This window comes from Brevibacillus sp. TJ4, from assembly GCF_044627595.2.
GTDB lineage: Bacteria > Bacillota > Bacilli > Brevibacillales > Brevibacillaceae > Brevibacillus.
The window spans coordinates 3443220-3467362 of sequence record NZ_CP185865.1 but is presented as its reverse complement, the minus strand read 5'-3'; the positions used below and the strand labels follow the sequence as shown (position 1 = coordinate 3467362).

The window sequence follows — 24143 nt, the reverse complement described above, 5'->3', positions numbered from 1 at the left end:
TTAAAGGAGGTTCCGTACGGGTGTGATTACGCTTTCGCATGTATCCAAGACGTTTCATACGAAAAAAGGTCAAATTCAGGCAATTCAGGATGTTTCCCTGGAAGTCAAAAAGGGAGAAATTTTTGGCGTTATCGGCTACAGCGGTGCGGGCAAAAGCACGCTGATTCGCTGTGTCAACCTGCTGGAAGCGCCGACGTCCGGCTCCGTCATTCTCGGCGGGCAGGATGTAACCCATCTGTCTGCCGAAGAGCTGTTGCAGGTGCGCCGCAAGATCGGCATGATTTTTCAGGGCTTCAATTTGCTCAAGACGGCAACGGTGTATGAGAACATCGCCATTCCCTTGCGTTTGACGGATGTGAAGCAGGAGGAGATCGACGCGCGCGTCTCCAAGTACTTGCGCATCGTCGGACTGGAGGACAAGCACGACGCTTACCCGAGTCAGCTTTCCGGCGGGCAGAAGCAGCGGGTGGCGATTGCCAGAGCTCTCGCCCAGGAGCCGGAAATCCTGCTCAGCGATGAGGCGACCAGCGCACTGGACCCGGAAACGACAGAGTCGATCCTGGAGCTGCTCTTGGAAATCAACGCGAAGCTGGGCATCACGATTTTGTTGATTACCCATGAAATGCACGTGATCCAAAAAATATGCGACCGTGTAGCGGTAATGGAAAATGGCCGTGTGATCGAACAGGGGAGAACCGTCGATATTTACGCACAGCCTGCCCATCCGACGACGAAGCGGTTCGTCAACAGCACCTACCACAAGGAGCTGCCTCCCGCACTGCTCGAAGAGTTGCGGGCGACAGGGCCGGTGGTTCGCCTCTCCTTTGTCGGTGAGAGTACAGGAAAGCCGGTGCTGACGTCGATGAGCAGCCGTTTTGCGGTATCTGCCAACATCCTCGCGGGTGGCATCATCCAGCTCAAACAGGAAAAGATCGGTACGCTGGTCGTGCATCTCTTGGGCGAACAGGAGGAGACGGAAAAGGCGATTGCCTATCTGGTCGAGCAAGGAGTAAAGGTAGAAGGAGTGAAAGTGGCAGATGAGTGAGCTGCAGCAGTTTATCGAAGGGCGCATGCCCATCATCGGCGAGTCGATCATCCAGACCTTTCAGATGGTATCGATCTCGCTCGTGTTTTCCGTACTGATCGGTTTGCCGCTGGGGGTATTGCTGATTTTGACCCGACCGGGAAACGCGCTGGAAAATCGACTGGTTTACCAGGTGTTAAACGTCATCATCAATATCGTTCGTTCGATTCCGTTTATTATCCTCCTGTTCTTTATCCTGCCGTTTACCAAGCTGATCGTCGGCACCTCGATCGGGATCAAGGGAGCGATCGTTCCGCTGATCGTACACGCTGCCCCTTCGATCGCACGCCTCATGGAAAATGCGCTGGTGGAAGTGGACAGCGGCGTGATTGAAGCGTACAAATCGATGGGCATTCGCACCCGCCACATCATCTGGCATGTGATGCTGCGCGAGGCTCGCCCTACGATTATCCTCGGCTTGACGATTGCCCTGATCAACCTGATCGGCGCGACGGCGATGGCCGGTCTCGTCGGAGCTGGCGGTCTGGGAGATTTGGCGTACCGATTCGGCCACCTGCGCTACGAGGTCGACGTCATGTACGTGACCGTGTTCATTTTGATTGTGATGGTACAAAGTTTGCAATCGCTGGGGAACAAACTAGCAGCGAAGTATAAAAAAGATTAGTGCAAATCTGACAGGGAGGTGTGAAAATAGGATGGAAGAAAAAAGTTTGTACATCACCAAAACGGGAGCGGTGGCGACGATTGTGCTCAATCGGCCGCAAAAGCGCAACGCGTTTACGCTGGACATGTGGATCGGACTGACGGAGATACTGGATGAGTTGGAAGCTGATGACGAGACCAAGATCGTCGTCATTCGCGGGGTAGACGATACGGCGTTTGCCGCCGGAGCGGACATCAGCGAATTTTTGACGAATCGCTCGTCTGCGGAGAAGGCAAGGGCGTACAATGACCGTTCGATGGAGGCGGTTGACCGTCTGCATCGCTTTCCCAAGCCGACGATCGCGATGATTCAGAAGTACGCTGTAGGCGGCGGACTGGACATCGCGCTGTCGTGTGATTTCCGCTTTAGCGCGGGAGACGGGATTTTTGCCATCACCCCGGCCAAGCTGGGCATTGTCTACAATTTGACGAGCACCAAGCGCCTCGTCGATCTCGTAGGTCCGTCGAAGGCCAAGGAAATTTTGTATACGGCCAACGCGCTGGATGCAGCCGAAGCGTACCGCATCGGCCTGATCGATCGCCTGTACGATACGGACGAGATCATGGAAAAGACGTACGAATTCGCCCAGTTGCTCGCGGAGCGCTCCCAGGTTTCCCTGCGCGGAACCAAACAGATGGTGCAAGCCATTCTCGAAGGCCATACGGAGGAAGACGAGAGAATCGCCCAGATGGTGCTGCAATCGTTTGATTCCGATGACTACAAAGAGGGCGTACAGGCTTTTTTGGAGAAGAGAAAACCACATTTTCGCTAACCAAGAAAGGAAGAGAGCAACATGGCGCCAACAAATAAGGAAACCTTGCTATTCACAAAAGTACAAAAAGAGACGGAGGCACTGCCGATTTCCTTCGAGGATTGGGAGCAGAGGGCGCGAGAGCTCGTGCCTCCAGGTCCGTTTGATTATACGTACGGAGGATCGGGAGCGGAGGAGACGGTTGCCGCCAACAGGGCAGCGTTTTCCCGCTGGGCGATCGTGCCGCGGATGCTGCGCGATGTGAGTAGCCGCACGATGCAAATCAGCTTGTTCGGACAAAACCTGAAAACGCCGGTATTTCTCGCTCCGGTCGGGATGCAGGCGATTTCCCATCCCGAGGGCGAACTGGCGACGGCGCGGGCAGCAGCGGCAGCCGGCGTACCGCTGGTGGTCAGCACCGTGTCCTCCTACTCGCTGGAAGAAATCGCCGAAGTCATGGGCGATGCTCCCCGCTGGTACCAGCTCTACTGGTCGACCGATCGGGAAGTCAGCGCCAGCATGGTCAGAAGGGCAGAAGCGGCTGGCTATTCGGCAATCGTCCTGACCGTAGATACGATCATGCTCGGCTGGAAGCGGCGGGATTTCCGCAATGGCTACTCGCCGCTGCGCGAAGGCAAAGGCATGGCGAATTACCTCACTGACCCGGTCTTTTGCTCGCGTCTGTCGGAAGTGACGCCGGAGAAAGCGGTCGAAGAGATTTTGCGCACGATCTATACGCCTGCCCTCACCTGGAACGATATCGCCTATTTGCGCGAACAGACGAAATTGCCGATTCTCGTAAAAGGAATCCTGCACCCGGAAGATGCCAAGCTGGCGCTGGAGCACGGCGTAGACGGAATCATCGTCTCCAACCACGGCGGGCGACAAATGGATGGAGCGATCGCTTCGCTGGAGGCGCTGCCTGCGATTGCCGAGGTTGTCGCCGGTAAAATCCCGCTTCTGCTCGACAGCGGCGTACGCACTGGCGCAGATGTCGTCAAGGCGCTTGCATTGGGAGCGAATGCGGTATTGATCGGCCGACCATTCATTTACGGCCTGGCAGTTGCCGGAGAAAAGGGCGTCGCCAGCGTGATCGACACGCTGCTGAACGAACTGGATGTGGCGATGGCTCTCTCCGGGAGTACGTCCGTAGCCGATCTCAACCGGAGCATTCTGATACAACGGTAAATACAACGTGGAGGCTTACAATAATGCAACAAGCGTTACGAAACATGAAAGTGGTGGATTTGTCGCAAGTTCTGGCCGGACCGTACTGCACGATGGTGCTCGGTGATCTCGGTGCGGACGTCATCAAGGTGGAGAAGTATCCAAACGGCGATGACAGCCGGACGATGGGGCCGTACGTCGATCAGGAGAGCTACAGCTTTATGATGGCAAACCGGAACAAGCGGGGAATTCGCCTCAACATCAAAGAAGAAGCCGGCAAAGCGATCCTGTTGGACCTGGTCAAGACAGCAGATGTGTTCATTGAAAACTTTCGCCCCGGAACTGTGAAAAAGCTGGGGATCGACTACGATACATTGCGTGAAATCAATCCCGGATTGATCTACTGCTCGATCTCCGGTTACGGACAAACAGGACCATACAGCCACAAGGGCGGCTACGACATCATGGCCCAAGGCTTGTCCGGGCTGATGAGCATGACTGGAGAGAAGGGCGGACGTCCGGTGAAAAACGGCATCGCCATCCACGACATCGCAGCAGGGGTAACGGCTGTATACTCGATCATGGCGGCGTACATCCACAAGCTGCAGACGGGCGAGGGACAGTATATCGACATCTCCCTCGTCGATTCGGGTCTTGCCTGGACGGTATGGGAGTCTGCCGCCTACTTCGGCGCGGGAGAAGTATCCATGGCGAATGGCTCCGCTCACCGCGTAACGGCACCGTATCAAGGGTTTGCCACCCGCAATGGACACATTCTCGTCGGCGCGGGCAATCAAAAGCTGTGGGAAGCGTTTTGCCGGGATGTTATCGAGCGCGAGGAGTTGATTGCCGATCCGCGTTTTGTGACCAATACGGACCGCAAAAACAACCTCGATGAACTGGAGACGGTGATCCAGGAAGTGCTCGAACAGCAGGACACTGACTACTGGCTGGCCAGACTGGATGCGGCGGGCGTGCCTTCCAGTCCGATCAACCGCTACGACGAAGCCTTGAATGATCCGCAGATTCGTTCGCGGGAGATGGTCGTGGAATACGAGCATCCGCTGGCGGGAAAAGTCCAGAGCCTGGGCATCCCGGCCAAAATGTCGCGTACACCGGGACAAATCAACCGCCCTGCTCCACTGCTCGGCCAGCATACCGAGGAAGTATTGAAAGAGCTGGCGTACACCGACGAGCAGATTCAAAAGCTGGCGGAAAACAAGATCATTTAATCATGCGACGTGCCATCCCGAGAAGGATGGCTCTTTTTTATCCCGTGCCCGTGTTTTCAAAAATGTAACGAATCGGCGCCTGCAAAATCCCCGAATCCAATCTGTTCCATGGTACAATAAAGCAAATTCACGCGGTACCGTATAAAAGCTACGTATATCATTCACATTGGAAAGGGATCAGATATGGCATACCAAACGATGGCAGAACTTTCTGCACAGGAATGGGAAGACCTGTTGCGCGAAAAGGACGACAAGCTCAAACAGGCACTGCAAAAACTGAAGGATGTCCGCTACGCGCTGGATCAATCGACGATCGTCGCGATTACGGATCAGCGCGGCGCGATTCTGTCTGCAAACGACGAGTTTTGCCGCATCTCCCAATACGGACGCCACGAACTTATCGGTCAGGATCATCGCCTGTTGAATTCGGGTACACATCCCAAGCAGTTTTTCCGGGACATGTGGGCGTGTATCGGCTCCGGAAAAATTTGGCGCGGGGAGATTTGCAACCGGGCGAAGGATGGCAGCCTGTACTGGGTCGATACCACGATCGTACCGTTCATCAACCAAGAAGGGAAAATTTACCAGTACATCTCCATTCGCAACGACATCACCGCCCGCAAGCAAATGGAAGAGGAAATCAAGAAGAGCGAGGAGCTGTACCGCTTCATCGCCGAAAACACTTCCGACGTCATTTCGATTATCGACACCGATGGGAACTTTCAGTACCTGTCTTCTTCGCACAAACAAGTATTCGGACACGAGATCGCGAATGAGAAGACGTACAGCCTGCTGGACTGGGTAGTCGATGAGGACCGCGACGTGATGGAGTCGGCGATCCGTTACACGTGCAGTTCGCGCAAGGAATACCTCGTGGAATGTCGGCTCAAGGCACAATCCGGAGAGACGATCTGGACAGAGACGAAGATGAATCCGGTCGCAGACGAGCAGGATCAGGTGAAGAGCTTGCTTCTCGTGACCCGCGACATCACCGAACGCAAGCATTCCGAAGAGATGATCCATCATCTCGCGTACCACGACCCGCTGACCGATTTGCCGAACAGACGGATGTACATCCAGCACCTGAACAGGGAAATACGCCAGGCAAAGCGCTTTCGTTCCCGGCTTGCCGTCCTTTTCCTCGACATGGACCGGTTCAAGGACGTCAACGACACATTGGGACATGAGGCGGGAGACATGTTGCTGGTAGAAGCCGCCAAACGCCTTGGCGAATCAGTCAAGCCGGGCGATATGGTCGCGCGTCTGGGCGGAGACGAGTTTACCATTTTGCTGCATCAACTGGCGAATGAACAGGAAGCAGCCAACGTGGCAGAGCAGATCATTTCGCGGATGCAGCAGCCGTTTTCCATCTTGGGACAAGAGCTGAACCTGTCCTGCAGTATCGGGATTTCGCTGTTCCCCAAGGACGGCGATCAGGCCGAGGACTTGCTCAAACGGGCGGATACGGCGCTGTATACGGTCAAAGCGCGCGGCCGCAGCGGGTACGACTTTTTTGACGAGACGATGGAGACGAAATCACTGGAGCGCATCCTGATGGAAAACGAGCTGCGCAAAGCGATCGAACTGGAGCATTTCCAGGTGCACTACCAGCCCAAAATGGATATTCGGACAGGTCGACTGACAGGGATGGAGGCACTCGTCCGCTGGATTCACCCGGAGCTTGGCGTCATTGCCCCCAACCGTTTCATTCCGATCGCCGAGGAGACGGGAATGATCCTGCCGCTGGGCGAATGGATTTTGCGCGAGGCATGCCGGCAAAACAAGGTGTGGCACGACGAAGGACACAGCCTGAAAGTCTCGGTCAACCTGTCTGCGCGCCAAGTCTATCAAAAGAACCTGGTGTCGGTCATTCAGCAGATCCTCGAGGAAACGCAGCTTTCTCCCGAATGGCTGGAGTTGGAGATCACGGAGAGCATATTCCTGAAAATGGAGGAAGCTACCGCGGTGCTGCAGCAAATTCGCAGCATCGGCATCCAGATTTCCATCGACGACTTCGGTACGGGCTACAGCTCGTTTAGCTACATCAAAAGCCTGCCTGTCGATACGATCAAGATCGACGCCTCGTTTATTCGCGATATTCACCACAATCAGGAAAGCCAGGCGATCGTCAAAGCGATCGTAACGATTGCCGAAAGCCTGAACATGAATGTCATCGCCGAAGGAATCGAGCTGACCGACCAGGTGAAAGCCTTGCAGGTCAACGGCTGTGACCACGGGCAGGGGTATTTGTTCAGCAAGCCTCTGACCAAGGCCGACTTTGACCGCTACTTGCTGCAAACGAGCTAGAAGCATGCGACTCTCGGAGAAATACGAAGAAGGTCCCGCCATCAATGTGACGGGGCCTTCTTGTTTTTACTTCACGCCTGTGTAGATGTGAATGGCGTCGCGCAAAAACGCGGTCATGCCCGGCTGTTTCTCGTAGTAGGCGGTAAACCGTTCGTCATCTACGTACATTTGCGCCAAGCCAGCATGCGCTTCCTTGCTGTAGGCGCTCCAGCTATGAGTCAGCCATTGCTTGTGCAGCTCTGCCGTTTGTTGTGCCAGTTCGCTGCCGGGATCACCGGTCTCAAACGCTTTTGCCAGCGTATCCAGCACCGCTTGCCCCAGTCGCTTCATTTCGTCATACTCTTCCTGGGTCATGTTTTTCAGCTTTTCATTAGAGCGTTTGACAGCATCTTCGCCGTATTTCTCACGGATTTCCTTTCCGTATTTCGCTTCGTTCTCCTCGATCAACTGCTGCTTGAAGCCTTCGAATTTTTCCTGGTCGGTCATCGTAGCTCTCCCTTCCCGGGATGCGATCGTTTTCTCCACATTGGCGATCAGCGCATCCAACTGTTTTCGCTTGTCGAGGAGCTGTGCGCGATGTTCCTGCAGTGCCCGGGCTTCGTCATAGCCGGGAGAGGTCATTATTTGCTTGATCACGTCGAGTTTGACGCCCAATGCCTTGTAGAATAAAATCTGCTGCAAGCGACCAACCTCTGCCTGCCCGTAGATCCGGTATCCCGACGAGTTGATTCTGGCCGGCTTCAGAATCCCGATCTCATCGTAATACCGCAGCGTTCTCGTACTCACTCCGGCCAATCGGCCCAGCTTGTGCACCGAGTATTCCATGCCGTCACCTCCTGACACCCATACTGTACACCTTTCCGTATACGTCAATGTCAATCGTATGTTTCCAAAAAAAACGACCTTTCTATCGGGGAGAAGAAAGGTCGGTGTTTTTGTTCAGGAAATGCTGTCCACAATTTGACGCAGTGCCCGGTCGACAGGCGTGGCAGGTCTTCCGAGCAGTTTTTCGAAATCGTTGCTCTCTACCTCGAGCGCACCTTCGCGGATGCCTTTTTGAATCTCGACCAGCATCGGGATCACGAAGTCCGGTACGCCAGCGCCCTTCATAATATCGGCATAGGCAGCGTCGTCGACTTGCTGTACAGGCACGTCCTTGCCCAGAACAGCGCCGACAGCAGACGCCAGTTCTTCCTGCGTGAGCAGCTTGCCGGACAGTTCGTAGATCGTATGTTCATGCCCCTCGCCGGCGAGGACGGCTGCCGCAGCTTCTGCATAATCCTGCTGCAGCGCCCAGCCTACCTTTCCGGCACCGGCTGAGGTGACCCACGGAGCGCCTGCCAGCACACCTTGAATGCTCGCAGTCTCGTTTTCCAGGTACCAGTTGTTGCGCAGGAAGGAGTAGGGGATGCCGGTTTTCAAAATGGCTTGCTCTGCCGCCTGGTGGGGAGGGGCGAGGAACAGCTTGCTTTCTTTCGCATTTGCCAGGCTCGTGTAGGCGATAAAGCGTACGTTTGCACGCGCTGCCGCTTCTACTGCATTCGTGTGCTGGCGAATTCTCGTTTCATTGTCGCCATCCGCAGAAATGATCAAGATTCGGTCGACTCCGGCAAAGGCAGCATCGAGGCTCGCCGGATCGTTAAAATCTCCCGGGCGTACGTCAATGCCGCGCGCGCGAAGGCCTTCCGCTTTTTGTGGGTCGCGTACGCTGACAGCGATCTGGCTTGCCGGTACGGTTTTCAGCAGAGCCTCTACTACTTTTGATCCGAGTTTGCCTGTTGCGCCTGTCACCAACATCTTCATGGCCAATTCCTCCATTTTGTTGTAAGTATTCCTGTTATAACAACAAAAGTTACAACAGGTGTATAAAATAAATGCCCTGACAAAAGAGCAAGTATTTTACGTAAACTGTCCGATCAACTGGCTGAGCGAAGTCTGGGCGAGCCTTTGTTCCATCGCGGCTTGCGCATCTGTTAGCTCCGCTTGCAGGACCTGTTCGATATTGCGTCCGACCGGGCATGCGATGTTCGGCTTGTCGTGGATGCGAAAGAGCTGGCTCTCTTCTGCCACGTTCACAGCCCGATAAATGTCGAGCAGCGTAATCTGCTCCGGCTGTTTGAGCAGCGAAGCGCCTCCTACTCCCGGTCGCACCTCTACCAACCCCGCTTTTTTCAACATGCCCATGATTCTGCGGATGACGACGGGATTCGTATTGACGCTGCCCGCGATGTAGTCTCCGGTGCAGTCATGGGGTTCGAGGGCGATCAGGGAGAGGGTATGCACTGCAATGGAAAAGCGTGAACTGATCTGCTTCAAAAGGCATCACCACCGTTGTAACCATTATAGTTATATCGAATGGGAAACGTCAAGCTCTTGGATGGCCAGTTGCACATTACAGAATAAGGCCATTCCCGCTCGTCCGATCCCGGGAATGGCCCGCTCTGCTTTCTCGCTTACAGGAAAAAGGAAGCAGAGTCAGTGAGTGTAATGTTGTACGCTTTTTTCCACTTGGCAAATGTCTGCTCGGTCTGCTCCTCAAATCCGGGAATGGGGCTCATGCAGTCTTCGAGGACGACGATTTTGGACGTAACCTGCTGATCGTCCGCGTAAAACTCCAGCATTTGCCCGAGCGACTCCAGCACGCAATGCGACTTCGCCTCGCCTGTGACAATGATCCGCTCGTACTGCTTGAGGCTGTGCAGAAAACCGAGCTGCTCCTCTTTGTATGTACCGTGCTCCGGTTTGAAAATGCCGTACATTTCACTCAGTGGTTCCTTGCCCTTGACGATGCGTATCGGCACGGATTGGCGGGCGATAGAGTGAAAGTAGACCATGTGGGAAAATTGGCTCTCAAGCGCGGCGCCAAAGCTTCCTTCCAGGCAGTGGTAAGGCCAGATGCACAGTTCCTTTTTGCTCTGCTCTTCGAGGTGCGTCACGTACGCCAGGCTTTCCTGCGGATGGCTGACGGCCCGCCATTTTCCGCTTTCCACGTCTTGTCGCCTGATGATCGTAAAGGGAGCGGGGTGATGATGGTGCTCGTCGATCCACCAGCTCGGATGAAAAATTTGCTGCGGCTGATGCGTGTCCAGGGAGACGGCGACCTGTGTGATTTTCTCCATGTTTTCATATAGAAAACGCGCTGCCCTGGCGACGTCCTGATGCGAGCCCGGCACGGCAAGCTCGCCGCGTTCCATGAAGTCGTTTTGCATGTCGATCGCCAGAAACAACACCTTTTGCCTGTCTTCGTCAGCAGGACTGAGAGTTTCGGCTGTTGCTCTGGCGAGGATGTCATTTACGTTTCCGTGATCGGACAAGCCGATTCGCGATTCGTCAACAATATCGTGAAATGCCGTTTTCATCTTGCATTTTCCTCCTTTGCATGAAAGCTCTTACTATGTATGGTAACGAAAGCGGGCCAACTTGCAAATGGAAAACTCCCCAGCAGTTCGGTTCTTGACGTAAACGTAATGGAATATGGTACATTTGACAAATAGAGAAACCGAGTTATTGGATAGAAGGAGAGGAGCTACAAACAAAATGGAAGTCGCAACGAAACATGATGTCGTCCAAGCGGAAGAGAAGAAGGTGTACCGCACCACACACATCATCGCCTCTTTTCTGATCGCGGGATTCATCGGTCTCTTCAGTGAGACCTCGCTGAATATGGCGCTTCGGGACCTGACGCAAATTTTTGGTGTCCAGCACGCGACGATTCAGTGGCTGACGACAGGATACCTGCTTACCCTGGGGATCTTGGTACCGGTATCCAGCCTGTTGCTGCAGTGGTTCACGACCAGGCAGTTGTTCATCATTTCTCTGGCCTTTTCCATTGTTGGCACACTGATTGCGGCTGTTGCTCCTAGTTTCAGCTTCTTGTTGATCGCCCGCTGTGTCCAGGCAATCGGAACTGCGCTGATGCTGCCATTGATGTTCAACACCATTCTCATTATCGTTCCTCCGCACAAACGCGGTGCCACGATGGGAATGATGGGGCTGGTCATCATGTTCGCCCCTGCGGTAGGCCCTACGTTGTCAGGATTGATTCTGCAATACCTGTCTTGGCATTGGATCTTCTGGATCAGCTTGCCGTTTTTGCTGCTGTCCCTGCTGTTCGGGATGACGTACATGCAAAATGTCACGGTACCGACCAAACCGAAAATTGACGTGTTTTCGATCGTGCTTTCCACGCTTGGCTTTGGCGGCGTCGTATACGGGTTCAGCCATGCCGGGGAAGGCGAAGGCGGATTTGCCAATCCGGTAGTCATCGCTTCCTTGATCGTCGGCGGGATTGCGCTGCTGCTCTTTGTCTTGCGCCAGTTGAAAATGGAACAGCCGATGCTGAACATGCGCGTGTTTCACTATCCGATGTTCGTCATCGGTCTGTTGCTCGTGCTCGCCAGCTTTATGGTGATTCTCTCGTCGATGATCATGCTGCCGCTGTACTTGCAGACGTCGCTCGCATTGACGACCTTCGCGGCAGGGTTGATCCTGCTGCCGGGTGGCTTGATCAACGGGTTTCTGTCGCCTGTCATGGGCCGCCTGTTTGACAAGTACGGTCCGAGATGGCTGGTGATTCCTGGTTTGAGCATCTGTCTTGTGACGCTGTACTTGTTTACGAACATTTCCATGGAGACACCGTCCGCGTTTATTATCGGCCTGCACGTCGCCTTGATGGTCGGCATTTCGATGGTTATGATGCCAGCCCAGACAAACGGGCTGAACCAGCTGCCGCGGGAGCTGTACCCTGATGGCACGGCGATTATGAATACATTGACGCAAGTAGCCGGTGCTGTCGGAACAGCGGTCGCTGTGTCCATCATGGCAGCCGGGCAAGCGCGATTTCTCGCCCAGTCCCCCAATCCGGAGGACCCTCTGCAGCTTCAAATCGCCTTTACCACAGGGGTGCAAAGTGCTTTCCTGTTCGGGACGATAGCTGCCGCCATCGGGCTGTTTATCGCCTTTTTCCTGAAGCGAGTCAAAGTGTAAAGCGTTCGAAGCATAACAAAAAGGGCAGTCAAATTCAGGGTTTCGTCCCGATTTGACTGCCTTTTTCATTTTGGAAAGCAGCACCCGGGCATGCCAGAGGAGGACAAGGAATAGCCATAATGGAGAGACCCGTTGAATACACTGTTTGCGAACGCGGGAAATTCCAGACGAGAACGGAGGTCATGCGATGAAAAGCGAGCGCACAGAGCGACATCATCCCCCGACTGCGCCTGTATCCTGGAGAGACAAGCTGCGGCAGATCGGACCGGGACTGCTCGTGGCTGCGACAGGGGTAGGCACTGCTGACCTCGTCACATCGCTCGTCATCGGCACTGCTTTTGGCATGACGTTCGTCTGGGCGGTCATCGTCGGCGCGATTCTCAAATACACGTTGAACGAAGGGGTCGGACGATGGTATCTGGCTACCGGAAGCACGATCCTCGAAGGATGGCAGAAGCTCGGCTCGTGGGCCACAAACTATTTTGGCGCATATGTGATCGTCTGGGGGCTCGTCTACGGCGCGACAGCCGCATCGACATCGGGCATGGCGATGCACGCCCTGCTGCCGATCATGCCGCTGTGGGTCTGGGCTATCCTCCACGCCATCGCCGGATTCTTGCTCGTCTGGACGGACCGTTACGTGCTGTTTGAGCGTGTGATGACCGTGTTGACCGGGATGATGTTTGTGACCGTCATCGGTACGGCGATTCTCTTCCTGCCCGGGATCGGCGCATTGGCCGGAGGTCTTGTTCCGCGCGTACCAGAAGGCTCCGTGCTGCTGATGCTGGGACTTGTCGGCGGCGTCGGCGGGACGGTCACGATGGCGTCGTACGGCTATTGGCTGCGTGAAAAAGGCTGGACGGGCAAAAGGTGGATCTCCACGATGCGCCTCGATGCCAAAATCGCCTATACCCTTACCGCGCTGTTCACGCTGGCAGGGCTGGTCATCGGGGCACAGTTTCTTGCCGGATCGGGTGTCAGCATCCGCGACGACAACGGACTGATCACGCTCGCCGAGATGCTGGGGGAACAATTCGGTGCGCCGATGCGCTGGATGTTTTTGCTCGCATTCTGGTCTGCCGCCTGCACGTCGCTGCTCGGTGTGTGGAACGGGGGGCCGTATCTTTTTGCCGACTTCATCCGCATCCTCCGCGCCAAAAACGCCGGTAGAACCGAGCAGGATGTATCGGGAAAATCGCCAGCCTATCGCTTCTATCTGGCGTGGCTCACATTTCCGCCGATGATCTTGCTGTTTTTCGGCAGGCCGGTTGAGTTGATTCTCGTCTACGGCGCACTTGGATCGCTGTTTATGCCGTTTTTGGCCATCTCCTTGCTGCTGCTGCTCAATTCCAATCTGGTCCCCGCCGACTGCCGCAACAAGAGCGTGACAAATGCCGTCTTGCTCGGCTGCCTGGCGCTTTTCGCGCTGCTTGGACTGGTCGAATTGTTCGCGATATTTGCCGGATAAATCGGGGAGAAGTCCCGTTTCTGTCAGGAAAACCCGGTTGACAAGGGGCGAAAACCTTTCTATAATCTGAGTCATTCAGTAAATGAACACGACAACTGCCGTGAAGAGGACAGTAAAAAAGGGATTTGACGCCAAGAGAGCCGCCTGCTTGCTGGAAGGGTGGCCGCAAACTCTTTTTGAACGCCGCCTCGGAGCACTGCTTTTGAATGGAACTTCCTGTAGAAAGCAGCGGATAACCCACGTTACCGGGTGCATGTCCTTTTGGGACTGCGTGAGTTTGCCTTTTGCGAAAAGGGCAAAAAAGCTGAGTGGTACCGCGATCGTTCGCCTCAGCAATCGGAACCGAGTCAACAAATCGGTCCGGTTGCTGAGGCGTTTTTGCTTATATCGAGAAAAAAGACAGGAGTGGTGGAGAATGGATCGTCACAAACAGATGGAATTGCTGCGTCTCTTGGAAGAGGACAGCAAGCTGGAGGCAGCGCAATTGGGCAAAATGCTGGCCGAGCCGGCAGAGGTGGTGGAGCAGGCGATCGCCGCTCTGGAAGAAGAAAAGGTGATCGTCAAATACCCGGCTCTGATCAACTGGGAGCGGGTCGACGACCATCCGTACGTAAACGCGATGATCGACGTGAAGGTGACGCCCAAGCGCGACGTGGGCTTTGACGAGGTGGCGGAGCGCATCTGCCGCTTCCCCGAAGTAAAGGCCGTCTACCTGATGTCCGGGGCCAGCTACGACTTGTCCGTGGTGCTGGAAGGAAAGACGATGCGGGAAGTCGCTTCGTTCGTTTCGCAAAAGCTGGCGACGCTCGACTCGGTCGTCTCCACGGCGACGCATTTTATTTTGAAACGATACAAGCACGACGGGATTCAGCTTGAAGACCGTGACGAAGATCGCAGGATGGTGGTCACTCCGTGAGTACACAGCAATTGACCGTCAAACGTCGTTTGTCCTCTACTGTCGCATCGCTCAAGCCATCGGGGATTCGCCGCTTTTTTGATCTGGCGGCGTCGATGGAGGGGGTCATTTCCCTCGGGGTCGGGGAGCCGGACTTCGTGACGCCGTGGCGGATGCGGGAAGCGTCCATCTCCTCGCTGGAGCGGGGGTATACAGCCTACACCTCCAATGCGGGGATGCTGGAGCTGCGCGTCGAGATTCAGAAATACCTGGAGGAGCGCTTTTCGGTCAGCTACCATCCGGAGAAGGAAATTCTCGTCACAGTCGGGGCCAGCGAAGCGATCGACATCGCGTTGCGCGCGATCCTCGACCCGGGTGACGAAGTGCTGGTCGTGGAGCCTTGCTACGTCTCCTACGAACCGGTGATCCGTCTGGCGGGAGGCGTGCCGGTTTTCCTGAAAACGACGATGGACAACCAGTTCAAGCTGACTCCTGAAGAGCTGGAGAAGCATATATCGCCACGCACCAAGGCAATTATTTTCTGCTATCCGAACAACCCGACCGGCAGCACGATGAGCGCTGAGGAGTGGAAGGCGCTTCTGCCGATTCTCGAAAAGCATGATCTGTTGGTCATCTCCGACGAAATTTACGCCGAGCTGACGTATGGCAAGATGCATGACAGCATCGCCGCGCTGCCTGGAATGAAGGAGCGGACGATTTTGATCTCCGGCTTTTCCAAGGCATTCGCGATGACAGGCTGGCGGTTGGGCTACGTCTGCGCCGAGCCGGAATTGCTCGCGGGCATGCTGAAAATCCACCAGTACACGATGCTCTGCGCCCCGACGATGGCGCAAATGGCCGCACTGGAAGCGCTGCGCCACGGTCGCGCGGACATGGAGCGGATGATCGAGAGCTACCGGCAGCGGCGCAACTACGTGGTCGACGGCTTCCAGCAGATCGGCCTCGCCTGCCATGAGCCGGAAGGAGCGTTCTATGCCTTCCCGTCCGTGGCGGCAACCGGACTGTCCGCCCCTGACTTCGCGGAAAGGCTGCTGCTGGAAGAAAAAGTGGCGGTCGTACCGGGCGATGTATTTGGCCAAAGCGGCGAGGGACATATCCGCTGCTCCTACGCGACATCGATGGAGCAGTTGAAAAAGGCGCTCGATCGCATGGAGCGCTTTGTACAGTCACTTTCCAAATAGCAGAAAAGGCTCCGCCATATCGCTTGGCGGAGCCTTTCGTTTGCCTGCATGCTATTCCTTCACGCTAAAATCGACTTTATCCAGCGGTACCAGCTTGGTTTTTTTGTTCCACTTGTACCCGAGCCAGAGGACGAGGAACAGCGGGACGCCGACGTAGGAGACGAGCACGCCGTACCAGTCGATGTTCTCGCCCAGGAATGCCCCGTAGTTTTGGCCGATAATCACGATGCAGCAAAGAATGAACGCGAAGATCGGGCCAAACGGGAACCACTTCGCCCGGTATGGCAGGTCAGCGAGGCTTCTGCCTTGCAAGAGATACGCCTTGCGGAAGCGGTAGTGGCTGATGGCAATTCCCAGCCAGGCGATAAAGCCGGACATCCCGGAGGCGTTCAACAGCCAGATGTAGACCGCTCCATCGCCAAACAGCGATGACAGAAAGGCGACGCCGCCGACCAATGTGGTTACCATCAGCGCGTAGATTGGTACGCCGTTGCGCGCGACCTTGGTCAGCCATTTTGGCGCTTTTCCTTCTTTGGCGAGGTTCCACAGCATCCGGGTGGAAGCGTACATCCCGGAGTTGCCCGCAGACAGGACCGAGGTGAGGATCACCGCGTTCATCACCGATGCTGCGAAGGCAAAGCCGGCATTTTCAAAGACAATCGTAAACGGGCTGATGGCGATGTCCGTGATATCACCGCTGACCAGGTTGGGGTTGTCGTACGGAACGAGCAGACCGATAATCAGGATCGCCAAGATGTAGAAGAGCAGGATGCGCCAAAAGATTTGACGGATTGCCCGGGGCACATTGCGGGCCGGATTTTGGCTCTCCCCTGCGGCCACACCGACCAGCTCTGTACCCTGGAAGGAGAAGCCCGCGATCATAAAGACGCCGACCATCGCCATGAAGCCGCCGCTGAACGGCGCATCGCCCTTGGTAAAGTTGCTGAAGCCGACTGCCTGCCCGCCCATGATGCCAAAAATCATCAGCAAGCCGATGACGATAAAGACGATAATCGTGACAACCTTGATCATTGCAAACCAGTATTCCGATTCGCCAAAGCTCTTGACCGACAACAGGTTGAGGCCGAGCATCAGAGCGAGAAACAGGGCGCTCCAGACGATGCCGGGCACGTCCGGCAGCCAGTATTTCATAATCAGGGCTGCGGCTGACAGCTCGACGGCAATCGTAATCGCCCAGTTGTACCAGTAGTTCCAGCCGAGGGCAAAGCCCAGCGACGGGTCGACGAACCGCGTAGCGTACGTGCTAAAGGAACCAGGGACAGGCATGTAGGCAGCCATTTCCCCGAGGCTTGTCATCAGGAAGTAGACCATAAAGCTGATTGCGATATAGGCGAGCAGGGCACCGCCCGGACCTGCGGAGTGAATCGACCCGCCGCTCGCCAGAAACAGTCCTGTACCAATCGAGCCACCGATGGCGATCATCGTCAGGTGGCGTGATTTCAGGCCCCGTTGCAGTTGTTGCGTAGACATGATGTGTGAACACGACCTTTCTATAATGATAGAAGTTTTTGCGGAAGGAAGGTCGGAAAATGAAAAACCGCCGTGGCCATCATACAGGCACAGGGCGGCATACTCCAATCCCCACCAAGCCTTCACGGAAGATAGCTCAACACGTTTGCCCTGGCTGACAAACGTGACAGTTCTGTCCCTTTCGAGTACAGCCCCAACCTGCGCGAACAGCGATTCAGCGCAGACTTCGGCGGTTTTTCCCTCATCTGTAGTCATCGATGTCGGCTGCATCTCGTACAGAATCTTATAAAAACCGCGACCTCTACCCCCATCGTGAAGATGAGGATACTGTGTATGAAATTGTTATACCCATCCATTATATAAAATAATTTATCGATTACAATACTTTTCGGCGGTTTGCAATTTTTTCCCTGTCCAAAAAAACGGATTCCACGCCGGGCGGGTCAGCAGAATCGTCGCAATCCTCAAACCGCCACTACAATGGATCGGCTTGCTTGGGCGGCAGCACGTGGAATACTGTCGGCCTTAACGCTGGGCCGGCCAGGAACCTTGCAGCTTGCGCAGTTGCACAATCTGTCCGGTGTGGTAGGCGTCGTGCAGGACGAGACTCATCGCGCTATCGAGGACTGTCCTGGTCGGCAAGGGGCGAAGCAGCTCTTCATCTGTCAGGGCTGAAAGTGCTTCCTGAATGTGCAGATGAACTTCTTCCATGCGCTTTAGCGTCGCCTGCCACGCTTCTTCGTCACCTGCGCCTCCGGTGGGAGCAAACGTCTCTTCATTGGTCGCATCCTCATGGGGAAAAGGCGTTCCGGCAAGCCGATGCAGCAGTCGCTCCTTGTAAAAAAGCAGATGGCTGACGTTTTCCCAAATCGTGTTGGTGCTTCACCGGGCGGTCTCCAGCTCGCCTGGGCGGCATCGACTCCTTCCAGAGCAAGTTGAAGCGGCGGATACCAGTCTTCCTGGTCATAGACGTACTTCCATTCCTGCAAAAGCAGATCCTTTGTATTCATTCCTGTGCCTCCTTACCTGTCTTCCTGAGAGGGAGTGCAGTATAATCAGGTTGTTGTCTCAGGATTTTTGTAACGACCATAAATCATTACGATAGTTACAAATATACATTACCATGTTATGGATTTTATTGGCAAGCAGAACGTAAAATGTGTGAGGAAAACGGGGGAAGCTGCTGTGGAAGTGATGTGCATTGACTTTTTGAACAGCGACTGGCGGGACTGGCGCGGTACAGGCAGACCGCGTGAAAACAGGCTGGACAGCCAGGAGTGGGTGGAAGCGTTTTTGCAAAAGTGGGGGCTTGCTGCCCCGTGGCCGCCGGAGGAGCCAATCCGCACACAACTGCTGGAGCTGCGGGAAACGATGCGGCACATCGTGGAGAAGGTGGCAGGCGGGGCACAAGCAGCCCCGGAAGAGCTGGCAGCACTGAACCGGGCCATGGCGCTGGCCCCTGACTGCTTGCGCATCGATCTGCTGGATGGAGCGTACCGTCTGAAGCGGACAAGCCCTGTCACGGGCTGGGAGCTGGTCATGGCCCGTGTCGCCGGTTCGTTTGCCGAATTGTTGGCGACTGAGGACGTGCGACGGATCAAGATTTGCGATAATCCGGACTGCCGGTGGATTTATTTCGATGAAAGCCGCAACCGCGTACGCCGCTGGTGCGACGACAAGGCATGCGGCAACCTGATGAAGGTAAGACGCTTTCGCCAGCGCCAGAAGCATAATGGTCAGGAAGGGTAACCGCAGAAAAATATGCCAATACTAAGCGAAAGGAAAGCGCAACGGAAAAGAGGGACGATCCATGGGCAAACTGCGCAGGCGCTTGTTTCCGGTTTTGATTTTGCTTTTCCTCGCGGTGGCTTGTGTAGCAGTCTGGTTTTTGCGACCTTATCCGGTGGGCGAGGCTGCTGTAGAGGCGATGCGCGGAGGGAGCGGCATTACCGTGACGGATACAGCGGGATGGATTCGCTTTGAGGGAGGACAAACCTTTCAGCCTTCCGTGATTTTTTATCCGGGGACCTTGGTGCAGGCAGAGAGTTATGCGCCGTTGGCAAGACTGCTGGCGGATAAAGGGTATCGCGTGTTTGTCGCGAAAATGCCGCTGCACCTGGCTATCCTCGACGCTGAGCGGGCCAACGGGCTGTTCAAGTCATTCCCCGACGACGTGTTTGTAATTGGCGGCCACTCGCTCGGCGGTGCGATGGCTGCCCATTTTGCCGCCGAAAACCCGGATCGCGTCATCGGGGTGTTTCTGCTCGGCGCCTACCCGGATCAGCGCGGCGACCTCAGCGAGACGGGGCTCCCCGTACTCTCGATGCTTGGCTCGCGTGACACAGTGGTGAGCCGCGAGAAGTACGAGGTGGGCAAGACGTACCTGCCGGAAGACGCTGTATACATCAGCATCGAAGGGGGAAATCACGCCCAGTTTGGCAGCTACGGCCCGCAGCCGGGAGACGGCGCTGCGCTGATTTCCCCCGAGGACCAATGGAAGCAGACGGCTGTCATGCTGGAGCAGTGGTTGATTACCTTGATGCTGGATATGGCCAAATCGCCGGAAGAAGGAACGGCGGGGTAGGCGCACAAAAAGCAGAACCCGATGCGACAAGCAATCGGGTTCCTTCCGTTTCTGCCAGCCTAATAGCCGGCTCTCACATTTACGACATTGAGCAGTTCCTCGCCCCTCACGTAGCGGATCAGGTTTTGCCTGAGCAACTCCATGTTGCGCTCCAGCGTACGCGGCGAGTAGTAGGCGTTGTGCGGGGTGACGATTACGTTTTCCATTTCCCAATACGGGTGGTCGACGGGAAGCGGCTCTACTTCGAAGACATCCAGTGCAGCCCCGGCCAGGTGCCCGCTTTGCAGGGCGGCGATCAAATCGCCATCGTGCACGGTATTGCCCCGCCCGACATTGATCAGATAGGAACCGGCCTTCATTTTGACCAGTTTCTCACGGTTGAGAAAGTGATACGTCCCTTCGCTCGACGGCAGCGCGAGCACGAGAAAATCCGACTCAGCGAGGATCATGTCCACCTGATCCAGTCCGACGACGAGGTCGGCTGCATCGTCACTCGCGCGAGCAGCAGCGGGGTTGCGCCGACAGCCGATTACCCGCATGCCCAATGCCTTGCAGCGCTGGGCAATCTGTCCCCCGATCTCTCCGTAGCCGAGAATCCCCACGGTTGAGCCGAGCAGTTCCTTCATCTCGACGTTCTGCCACTTTTTTTGCGCCTGGTTGCGCTGCATCGTCGGGAAATTGCGGGCGAAAGCGGTGATGCACATCACCGAATGCTCGGCAATGGGAATCGACGTACACCCCTTTGGATTGGTGATGACTACAGACGGGTTGAGCCGATCCGTTTGTACGGCATCGATTCCTACACTTAGCGAATGTACCCATCTGACCCGGGGCGCTTTGTCCAGAATTTGCAGCGTATCGCGCAAGCATACCGTGATGATGACATCACAGTCGCTTATGTCGGCTTGCGGTTCCGGTTCGGGAGTGCCTGGCTTCCACGGCTCCACGATGACGTCGGCGGCAAACTCCCTCAGTTGCGAGACGTACTGCTCGACCATCGGAATGCGCACGTAGATGCGCGGTTTGATCGTTTGCTTCGGCGAATACACATCCATTGCCATCCGCTACTCACTCCTTCTCTATTCGCTTATTGCTTTCCCTGGCTGGTTCGTGCTGCCTCGGCCAGCGCCGCGATCGCCTTGGACATCTGTGTCTCGTCGCAGTATGTAAAGCAGAGACGGGCGTAACGGCTGCCTTCCCCGTTCAAGAAAAAGTGTTTCCCGTCCAGATAGCTGACCCCGCACTCAAGTGCAATCGGAAGCATGAGCGAAGTGTCCACGCCTTCCGCGAAGCGCGCCCACACAAAATAACCGCCTTTTGGCACCTGAAACTCGATGTCGCCGCCTAGCTGACTGCGCAGCTCGGCGACCATATGGCTACATCGCACATGATACAGCGATGCCATCCTGTTCAAATGGGCGGAGAAGTCCATCTGCATGAGCAATTGACCGACCACCTCCTGCATGAAGACGCTGGTCAGACCGTCTGGCTTGAACAGGCGCATCTTTTCCAGAATACGGCTGTCCGCGATGGCCCAGCCCATCCGCAGGCCCGGCGCGATGATCTTGGAAAATGTGCTGATGTACACGACCCGCTCGGGAGCAAACGAATAAATGGAAGGCTGATACATGCCGCTAAAGCTGAGCTCGACATAGGCATCGTCCTCCAGGATGAAAAAGTTGTATTCCAGTGCCAACTGAGCGAGTTTTTTGCGCCTCTCCAAAGAAAGGCTGACCCCTGCCGGATTCTGGTAATTGGGCATGGTGTAGAACAGCTTCGGGAGAGGGGAGTTGTCCTGGGCGGCTTGCTCGAGGGCTGCTTCCACCGCATCTACGCACAATCCTTGCTCGTCGACAGGAAAGGAGCGAACCTTTAATCCGTTCGTCGTAAAGGAGCGGATCGAGCCGAAAAAGGTGGGAGCCTCCACCCACACTTCATCGCCGACATCGGACAGCACGCGTGTCGCCATATCGATCGCCTGCATCGAGCCGGTGGTGACCAAAACCTGATTGGTCTCGGGCGACATATGGCGCAGCGTAGACCGTTGGCAGATCCAGGAGACGACCTGCTGTTGGCCGGGGCCGCCCGTGTATTGCAGGGCAGTCGTTCCCTGCGTGCGGAGCGCGGATTCGGTCGCCTGGGCAATCGCATCGATGGGGAAACACTCGGGAGCGGGATAGCCGTAGGAAAGCGGCATGACATGCGGGTCTTTGTTTGAATACGCTGCGCCCATCAGCGCCAGTTGAGGGGTTCGCCGGGAAAAGGGGACCGGCGGGGTAACGGAATGCATGGACTACACCACCTTAATACAGGATTGGTAAAGAGAGTTCCGATTCCGAATATTGCGTCATCTTTATGGTACCAACTATAACATAGGATGAATCGTCACCAAAAAAGATACAGGAATCCAAATAACTTGTTTCTGCGCGATTGTTGCCAAATGGAAACGCTTTTCTGAAGTTTTTCTCGCTGTAAGTCCATTTTTCAAAATTTTGAATTGTCAGATTTATTTGCTACTATAAGACCCAATTATCAATATTTGTTAGATAACCTGACATAAAAAGGCGCTGTGGTACGCTTCACCACTTATTTTACCACAAAGAAAAGTGACACGAAAAAGGGGGTTCTTTATGAACATGTTGTCTCGCACCTTTTTTGCAGCAGTCATGGTTGCCGCATTGTTACTCAGCGCATGTGGAAACTCGGCGGCTCCCAGCCCGCAAGCGCAAGCACCGAGCGGAACAGGGGAGTCTGGCGGGACCGCGGCCGATCCGGGCGAACCGGTCCAGGGCGGAACTCTTGTCCGCGCAGCGATCTACGGAGATCCGCAAAACCTCGATCCGATCGTTCGCGGTCATTTGACCTCGGTATCGATGATCACATGGAACATTTACGAACCATTGATCCGCTACGACGCCGTCGCAGGGAAATTCGTCCCGGCGAATGCGCAGAGCTGGTCGGTGAGCGAAGACGGAAAGACCTACTCCTTCACATTGAAGCAGGGCGTCAAGTTCCACAATGGCAGGGAAGTCGTTGCCGAAGACTTCAAATACTCCCTGGAGCGGCTGATGGACCCGCAAAACGCTTCGCCCGGGGCAAAGAGCATGTTTCCCATCGAGGGCGCAGAAGCATTTTTCAACGGACAGGCGACAGAGGTTCCCGGAATCAAGGTTGTCGACGACCACACGCTGGAAATCACACTGGCCATCGCCGACAACAGCTTCCTGCACAGTCTGACCATGCCGTACGCTGCTGCCGTTCCCAAAGAGGAAGTAGAGGCGAAGGGCGCATCCTTCAGCGAACAGCCGGTCGGAGCAGGGCCATTCATGCTGACGAAATGGGTGCGTGACAGCGAGATCGAGTTGACCGCCTTTGAAGACTATCACCAGGGCAGAGCGTATCTCGACAAGGTCGTCTACAAGATTATGAACGATCAGGCGGCCCGCGACAACGCGTTCGCTTCCAAGCAGCTCGATATGATGACGTTGGGTGACGCGCAATACGGAAGGCTGAAAAACGATCCGTCGATGAAGGACAACCTAGTGGAAGTACCCGAGGTGTTTACCCGCAATATGAAGTTCAACCTGCAAAAAGAAGGACCGTGGCAAGATGTCCGCGTACGCCAGGCGATCAACCATGCCATCGACCGCGAGACGATCGTCAAAACCGTGCTGCAGGACAAAGCGTATCCGGCGATTGGCATTTTGCCGACTACGATTCTCGGCCACAACCCGAATGTAAAAAGCTATGAGTACAATCCGGAAAAAGCGAAGCAGCTTCTCGCCGAAGCCGGTTATCCCAACGGCTTTGACGTGACGATCCTGACGACCAGCCACCCGGCCTATGGTCTGCCTGCCGTCGAAGCGGTAGCCGGTTATTTGAAAGAGGTAGGGATCAACCTGATTCCCGAACAGGTGGACAGCGCGACTGCGACCGATCGTCTGAGAAGCGGGGATTACGAGTTCGGCATCACGTCAAACGGCGGCAATGTCCATCCCGCAGCTTATTTGGCTACCTACTTCCACAGCCGCAACTTCGGCGCTTCCGGAAACAACAGCTACTACCATAACGAGAAAGTAGACCAGTTGCTCGACGAAGCGATCGTACAAACCGACGAGGCAGAGATGATCAAGCTCGTGCAGGAAGCGGAAGAAATCATCATGGAGGAGGCACCCTGGTGGTCTTTCAACTACAACAAGGCGGTCATCGCCCATCAGCCATGGGTGAAAGGCGTCCAGGCGGTACCGACCGACATTGATTTCCAGGACCTGACGAAAATCTGGATTGACCCAAGTCTGAAATAGCGAAGAAG

The 24143-nt window shown here is 55.4% G+C and carries 20 protein-coding genes, 1 pseudogene, 1 riboswitch and 1 other annotated feature; of the genes and pseudogenes, 13 read left to right on the top strand and 8 right to left on the bottom strand.

Annotated elements, in window-relative coordinates; translation table 11 throughout:
* Window positions 1–22: 22 nt before the first annotated feature.
* The 6 genes from ACAF76_RS16915 to ACAF76_RS16890 all read left to right on the top strand — a co-directional run bounded on the left by ACAF76_RS16915 (window position 23) and on the right by ACAF76_RS16890 (window position 7205).
* Entirely contained in the window at window positions 23–1045 is a 1023-nt protein-coding gene (locus ACAF76_RS16915; protein WP_400162038.1) for a methionine ABC transporter ATP-binding protein, read from the top strand.
* Complete coding sequence (locus tag ACAF76_RS16910; protein ID WP_400162037.1) at window positions 1038–1709, top strand: methionine ABC transporter permease; 672 nt, start codon at window positions 1038–1040, stop codon at window positions 1707–1709. The genes ACAF76_RS16915 and ACAF76_RS16910 overlap by 8 nt, the downstream gene beginning before the upstream one ends.
* A gap of 31 nt (window positions 1710–1740) precedes the next feature.
* Entirely contained in the window at window positions 1741–2520 is a 780-nt protein-coding gene (locus ACAF76_RS16905; protein WP_400162036.1) for an enoyl-CoA hydratase-related protein, read from the top strand.
* A gap of 21 nt (window positions 2521–2541) precedes the next feature.
* Window positions 2542–3687, top strand: a complete 1146-nt coding sequence (locus ACAF76_RS16900; protein ID WP_400162035.1) for an alpha-hydroxy-acid oxidizing protein — start codon at window positions 2542–2544, stop codon at window positions 3685–3687.
* A gap of 23 nt (window positions 3688–3710) precedes the next feature.
* The gene (locus ACAF76_RS16895) at window positions 3711–4898 is read left to right on the top strand and encodes a CaiB/BaiF CoA transferase family protein (RefSeq protein ID WP_400162034.1); all 1188 of its coding nucleotides are present in this window, start codon (window positions 3711–3713) and stop codon (window positions 4896–4898) included.
* Window positions 4899–5081: 183 nt separating this feature from the next.
* On the top strand, window positions 5082–7205 hold the full coding sequence (locus ACAF76_RS16890) for an EAL domain-containing protein (protein WP_400162033.1): 2124 nt from the start codon (window positions 5082–5084) through the stop codon (window positions 7203–7205).
* 66 nt (window positions 7206–7271) lie between these two features.
* On the opposite strand, the gene ACAF76_RS16885 is transcribed toward ACAF76_RS16890, so the two are convergent.
* The 4 genes from ACAF76_RS16885 to ACAF76_RS16870 form a co-directional block, all read right to left on the bottom strand.
* Complete coding sequence (locus ACAF76_RS16885; protein ID WP_400162032.1) at window positions 7272–8030, bottom strand: MerR family transcriptional regulator; 759 nt, start codon at window positions 8028–8030, stop codon at window positions 7272–7274.
* A 114-nt stretch (window positions 8031–8144) separates the two neighbouring features.
* Window positions 8145–9008 carry an SDR family oxidoreductase gene (locus ACAF76_RS16880; RefSeq protein ID WP_400162031.1) on the bottom strand — a complete coding sequence of 288 codons (864 nt, stop codon included), beginning with the start codon at window positions 9006–9008 and terminating at the stop codon, window positions 8145–8147.
* 96 nt (window positions 9009–9104) lie between these two features.
* Window positions 9105–9521: an Rrf2 family transcriptional regulator gene (locus ACAF76_RS16875; RefSeq protein ID WP_400162030.1), complete on the bottom strand. Its 417-nt coding sequence runs from the start codon at window positions 9519–9521 to the stop codon at window positions 9105–9107.
* A 137-nt stretch (window positions 9522–9658) separates the two neighbouring features.
* Window positions 9659–10564: a hypothetical protein gene (locus ACAF76_RS16870; RefSeq protein WP_400162029.1), complete on the bottom strand. Its 906-nt coding sequence runs from the start codon at window positions 10562–10564 to the stop codon at window positions 9659–9661.
* Window positions 10565–10742: 178 nt separating this feature from the next.
* Between ACAF76_RS16870 and ACAF76_RS16865 the strand changes: the two genes are divergently transcribed.
* From ACAF76_RS16865 to ACAF76_RS16850, 4 genes are all read left to right on the top strand, one after another.
* Window positions 10743–12191 carry a DHA2 family efflux MFS transporter permease subunit gene (locus tag ACAF76_RS16865; RefSeq protein WP_400162027.1) on the top strand — a complete coding sequence of 483 codons (1449 nt, stop codon included), beginning with the start codon at window positions 10743–10745 and terminating at the stop codon, window positions 12189–12191.
* Between the two features lie 187 nt (window positions 12192–12378).
* The gene (locus tag ACAF76_RS16860) at window positions 12379–13659 is read left to right on the top strand and encodes an Nramp family divalent metal transporter (protein WP_400162026.1); all 1281 of its coding nucleotides are present in this window, start codon (window positions 12379–12381) and stop codon (window positions 13657–13659) included.
* Window positions 13660–13750: 91 nt separating this feature from the next.
* Window positions 13751–13994 (top strand) — a binding site (T-box leader).
* A gap of 80 nt (window positions 13995–14074) precedes the next feature.
* Window positions 14075–14575: an Lrp/AsnC family transcriptional regulator gene (locus ACAF76_RS16855; protein ID WP_400162025.1), complete on the top strand. Its 501-nt coding sequence runs from the start codon at window positions 14075–14077 to the stop codon at window positions 14573–14575.
* Entirely contained in the window at window positions 14572–15756 is a 1185-nt protein-coding gene (locus tag ACAF76_RS16850) for an aminotransferase (RefSeq protein WP_400162024.1), read from the top strand. The genes ACAF76_RS16855 and ACAF76_RS16850 overlap by 4 nt, the downstream gene beginning before the upstream one ends.
* Before the next feature lie 51 nt (window positions 15757–15807).
* On the opposite strand, the gene ACAF76_RS16845 is transcribed toward ACAF76_RS16850, so the two are convergent.
* Both ACAF76_RS16845 and ACAF76_RS16840 read right to left on the bottom strand, forming a co-directional pair.
* Window positions 15808–17247: an amino acid permease gene (locus tag ACAF76_RS16845; protein ID WP_400162023.1), complete on the bottom strand. Its 1440-nt coding sequence runs from the start codon at window positions 17245–17247 to the stop codon at window positions 15808–15810.
* Between the two features lie 124 nt (window positions 17248–17371).
* Window positions 17372–17559, bottom strand: a riboswitch (Lysine riboswitch).
* A gap of 213 nt (window positions 17560–17772) precedes the next feature.
* A pseudogene (locus ACAF76_RS16840) lies at window positions 17773–18257 on the bottom strand (DinB family protein).
* Between the two features lie 184 nt (window positions 18258–18441).
* Between ACAF76_RS16840 and ACAF76_RS16835 the strand changes: the two are divergent.
* Both ACAF76_RS16835 and ACAF76_RS16830 read left to right on the top strand, forming a co-directional pair.
* Complete coding sequence (locus ACAF76_RS16835; RefSeq protein ID WP_421617923.1) at window positions 18442–18996, top strand: CGNR zinc finger domain-containing protein; 555 nt, start codon at window positions 18442–18444, stop codon at window positions 18994–18996.
* A gap of 61 nt (window positions 18997–19057) precedes the next feature.
* The gene (locus ACAF76_RS16830) at window positions 19058–19831 is read left to right on the top strand and encodes an alpha/beta fold hydrolase (RefSeq protein ID WP_400162021.1); all 774 of its coding nucleotides are present in this window, start codon (window positions 19058–19060) and stop codon (window positions 19829–19831) included.
* A gap of 59 nt (window positions 19832–19890) precedes the next feature.
* On the opposite strand, the gene ACAF76_RS16825 is transcribed toward ACAF76_RS16830, so the two are convergent.
* A complete protein-coding gene (locus ACAF76_RS16825; protein WP_400162020.1) occupies window positions 19891–20892 on the bottom strand; it encodes a D-2-hydroxyacid dehydrogenase in 1002 nt (333 codons plus the stop codon).
* A 26-nt stretch (window positions 20893–20918) separates the two neighbouring features.
* On the bottom strand, window positions 20919–22121 hold the full coding sequence (locus ACAF76_RS16820; protein WP_400162019.1) for a PLP-dependent aminotransferase family protein: 1203 nt from the start codon (window positions 22119–22121) through the stop codon (window positions 20919–20921).
* A gap of 340 nt (window positions 22122–22461) precedes the next feature.
* On the opposite strand from ACAF76_RS16820, the gene ACAF76_RS16815 reads away from it, so the two are divergent.
* Window positions 22462–24135, top strand: a complete 1674-nt coding sequence (locus ACAF76_RS16815) for an ABC transporter substrate-binding protein (RefSeq protein ID WP_400162018.1) — start codon at window positions 22462–22464, stop codon at window positions 24133–24135.
* Window positions 24136–24143: the final 8 nt, after the last annotated feature.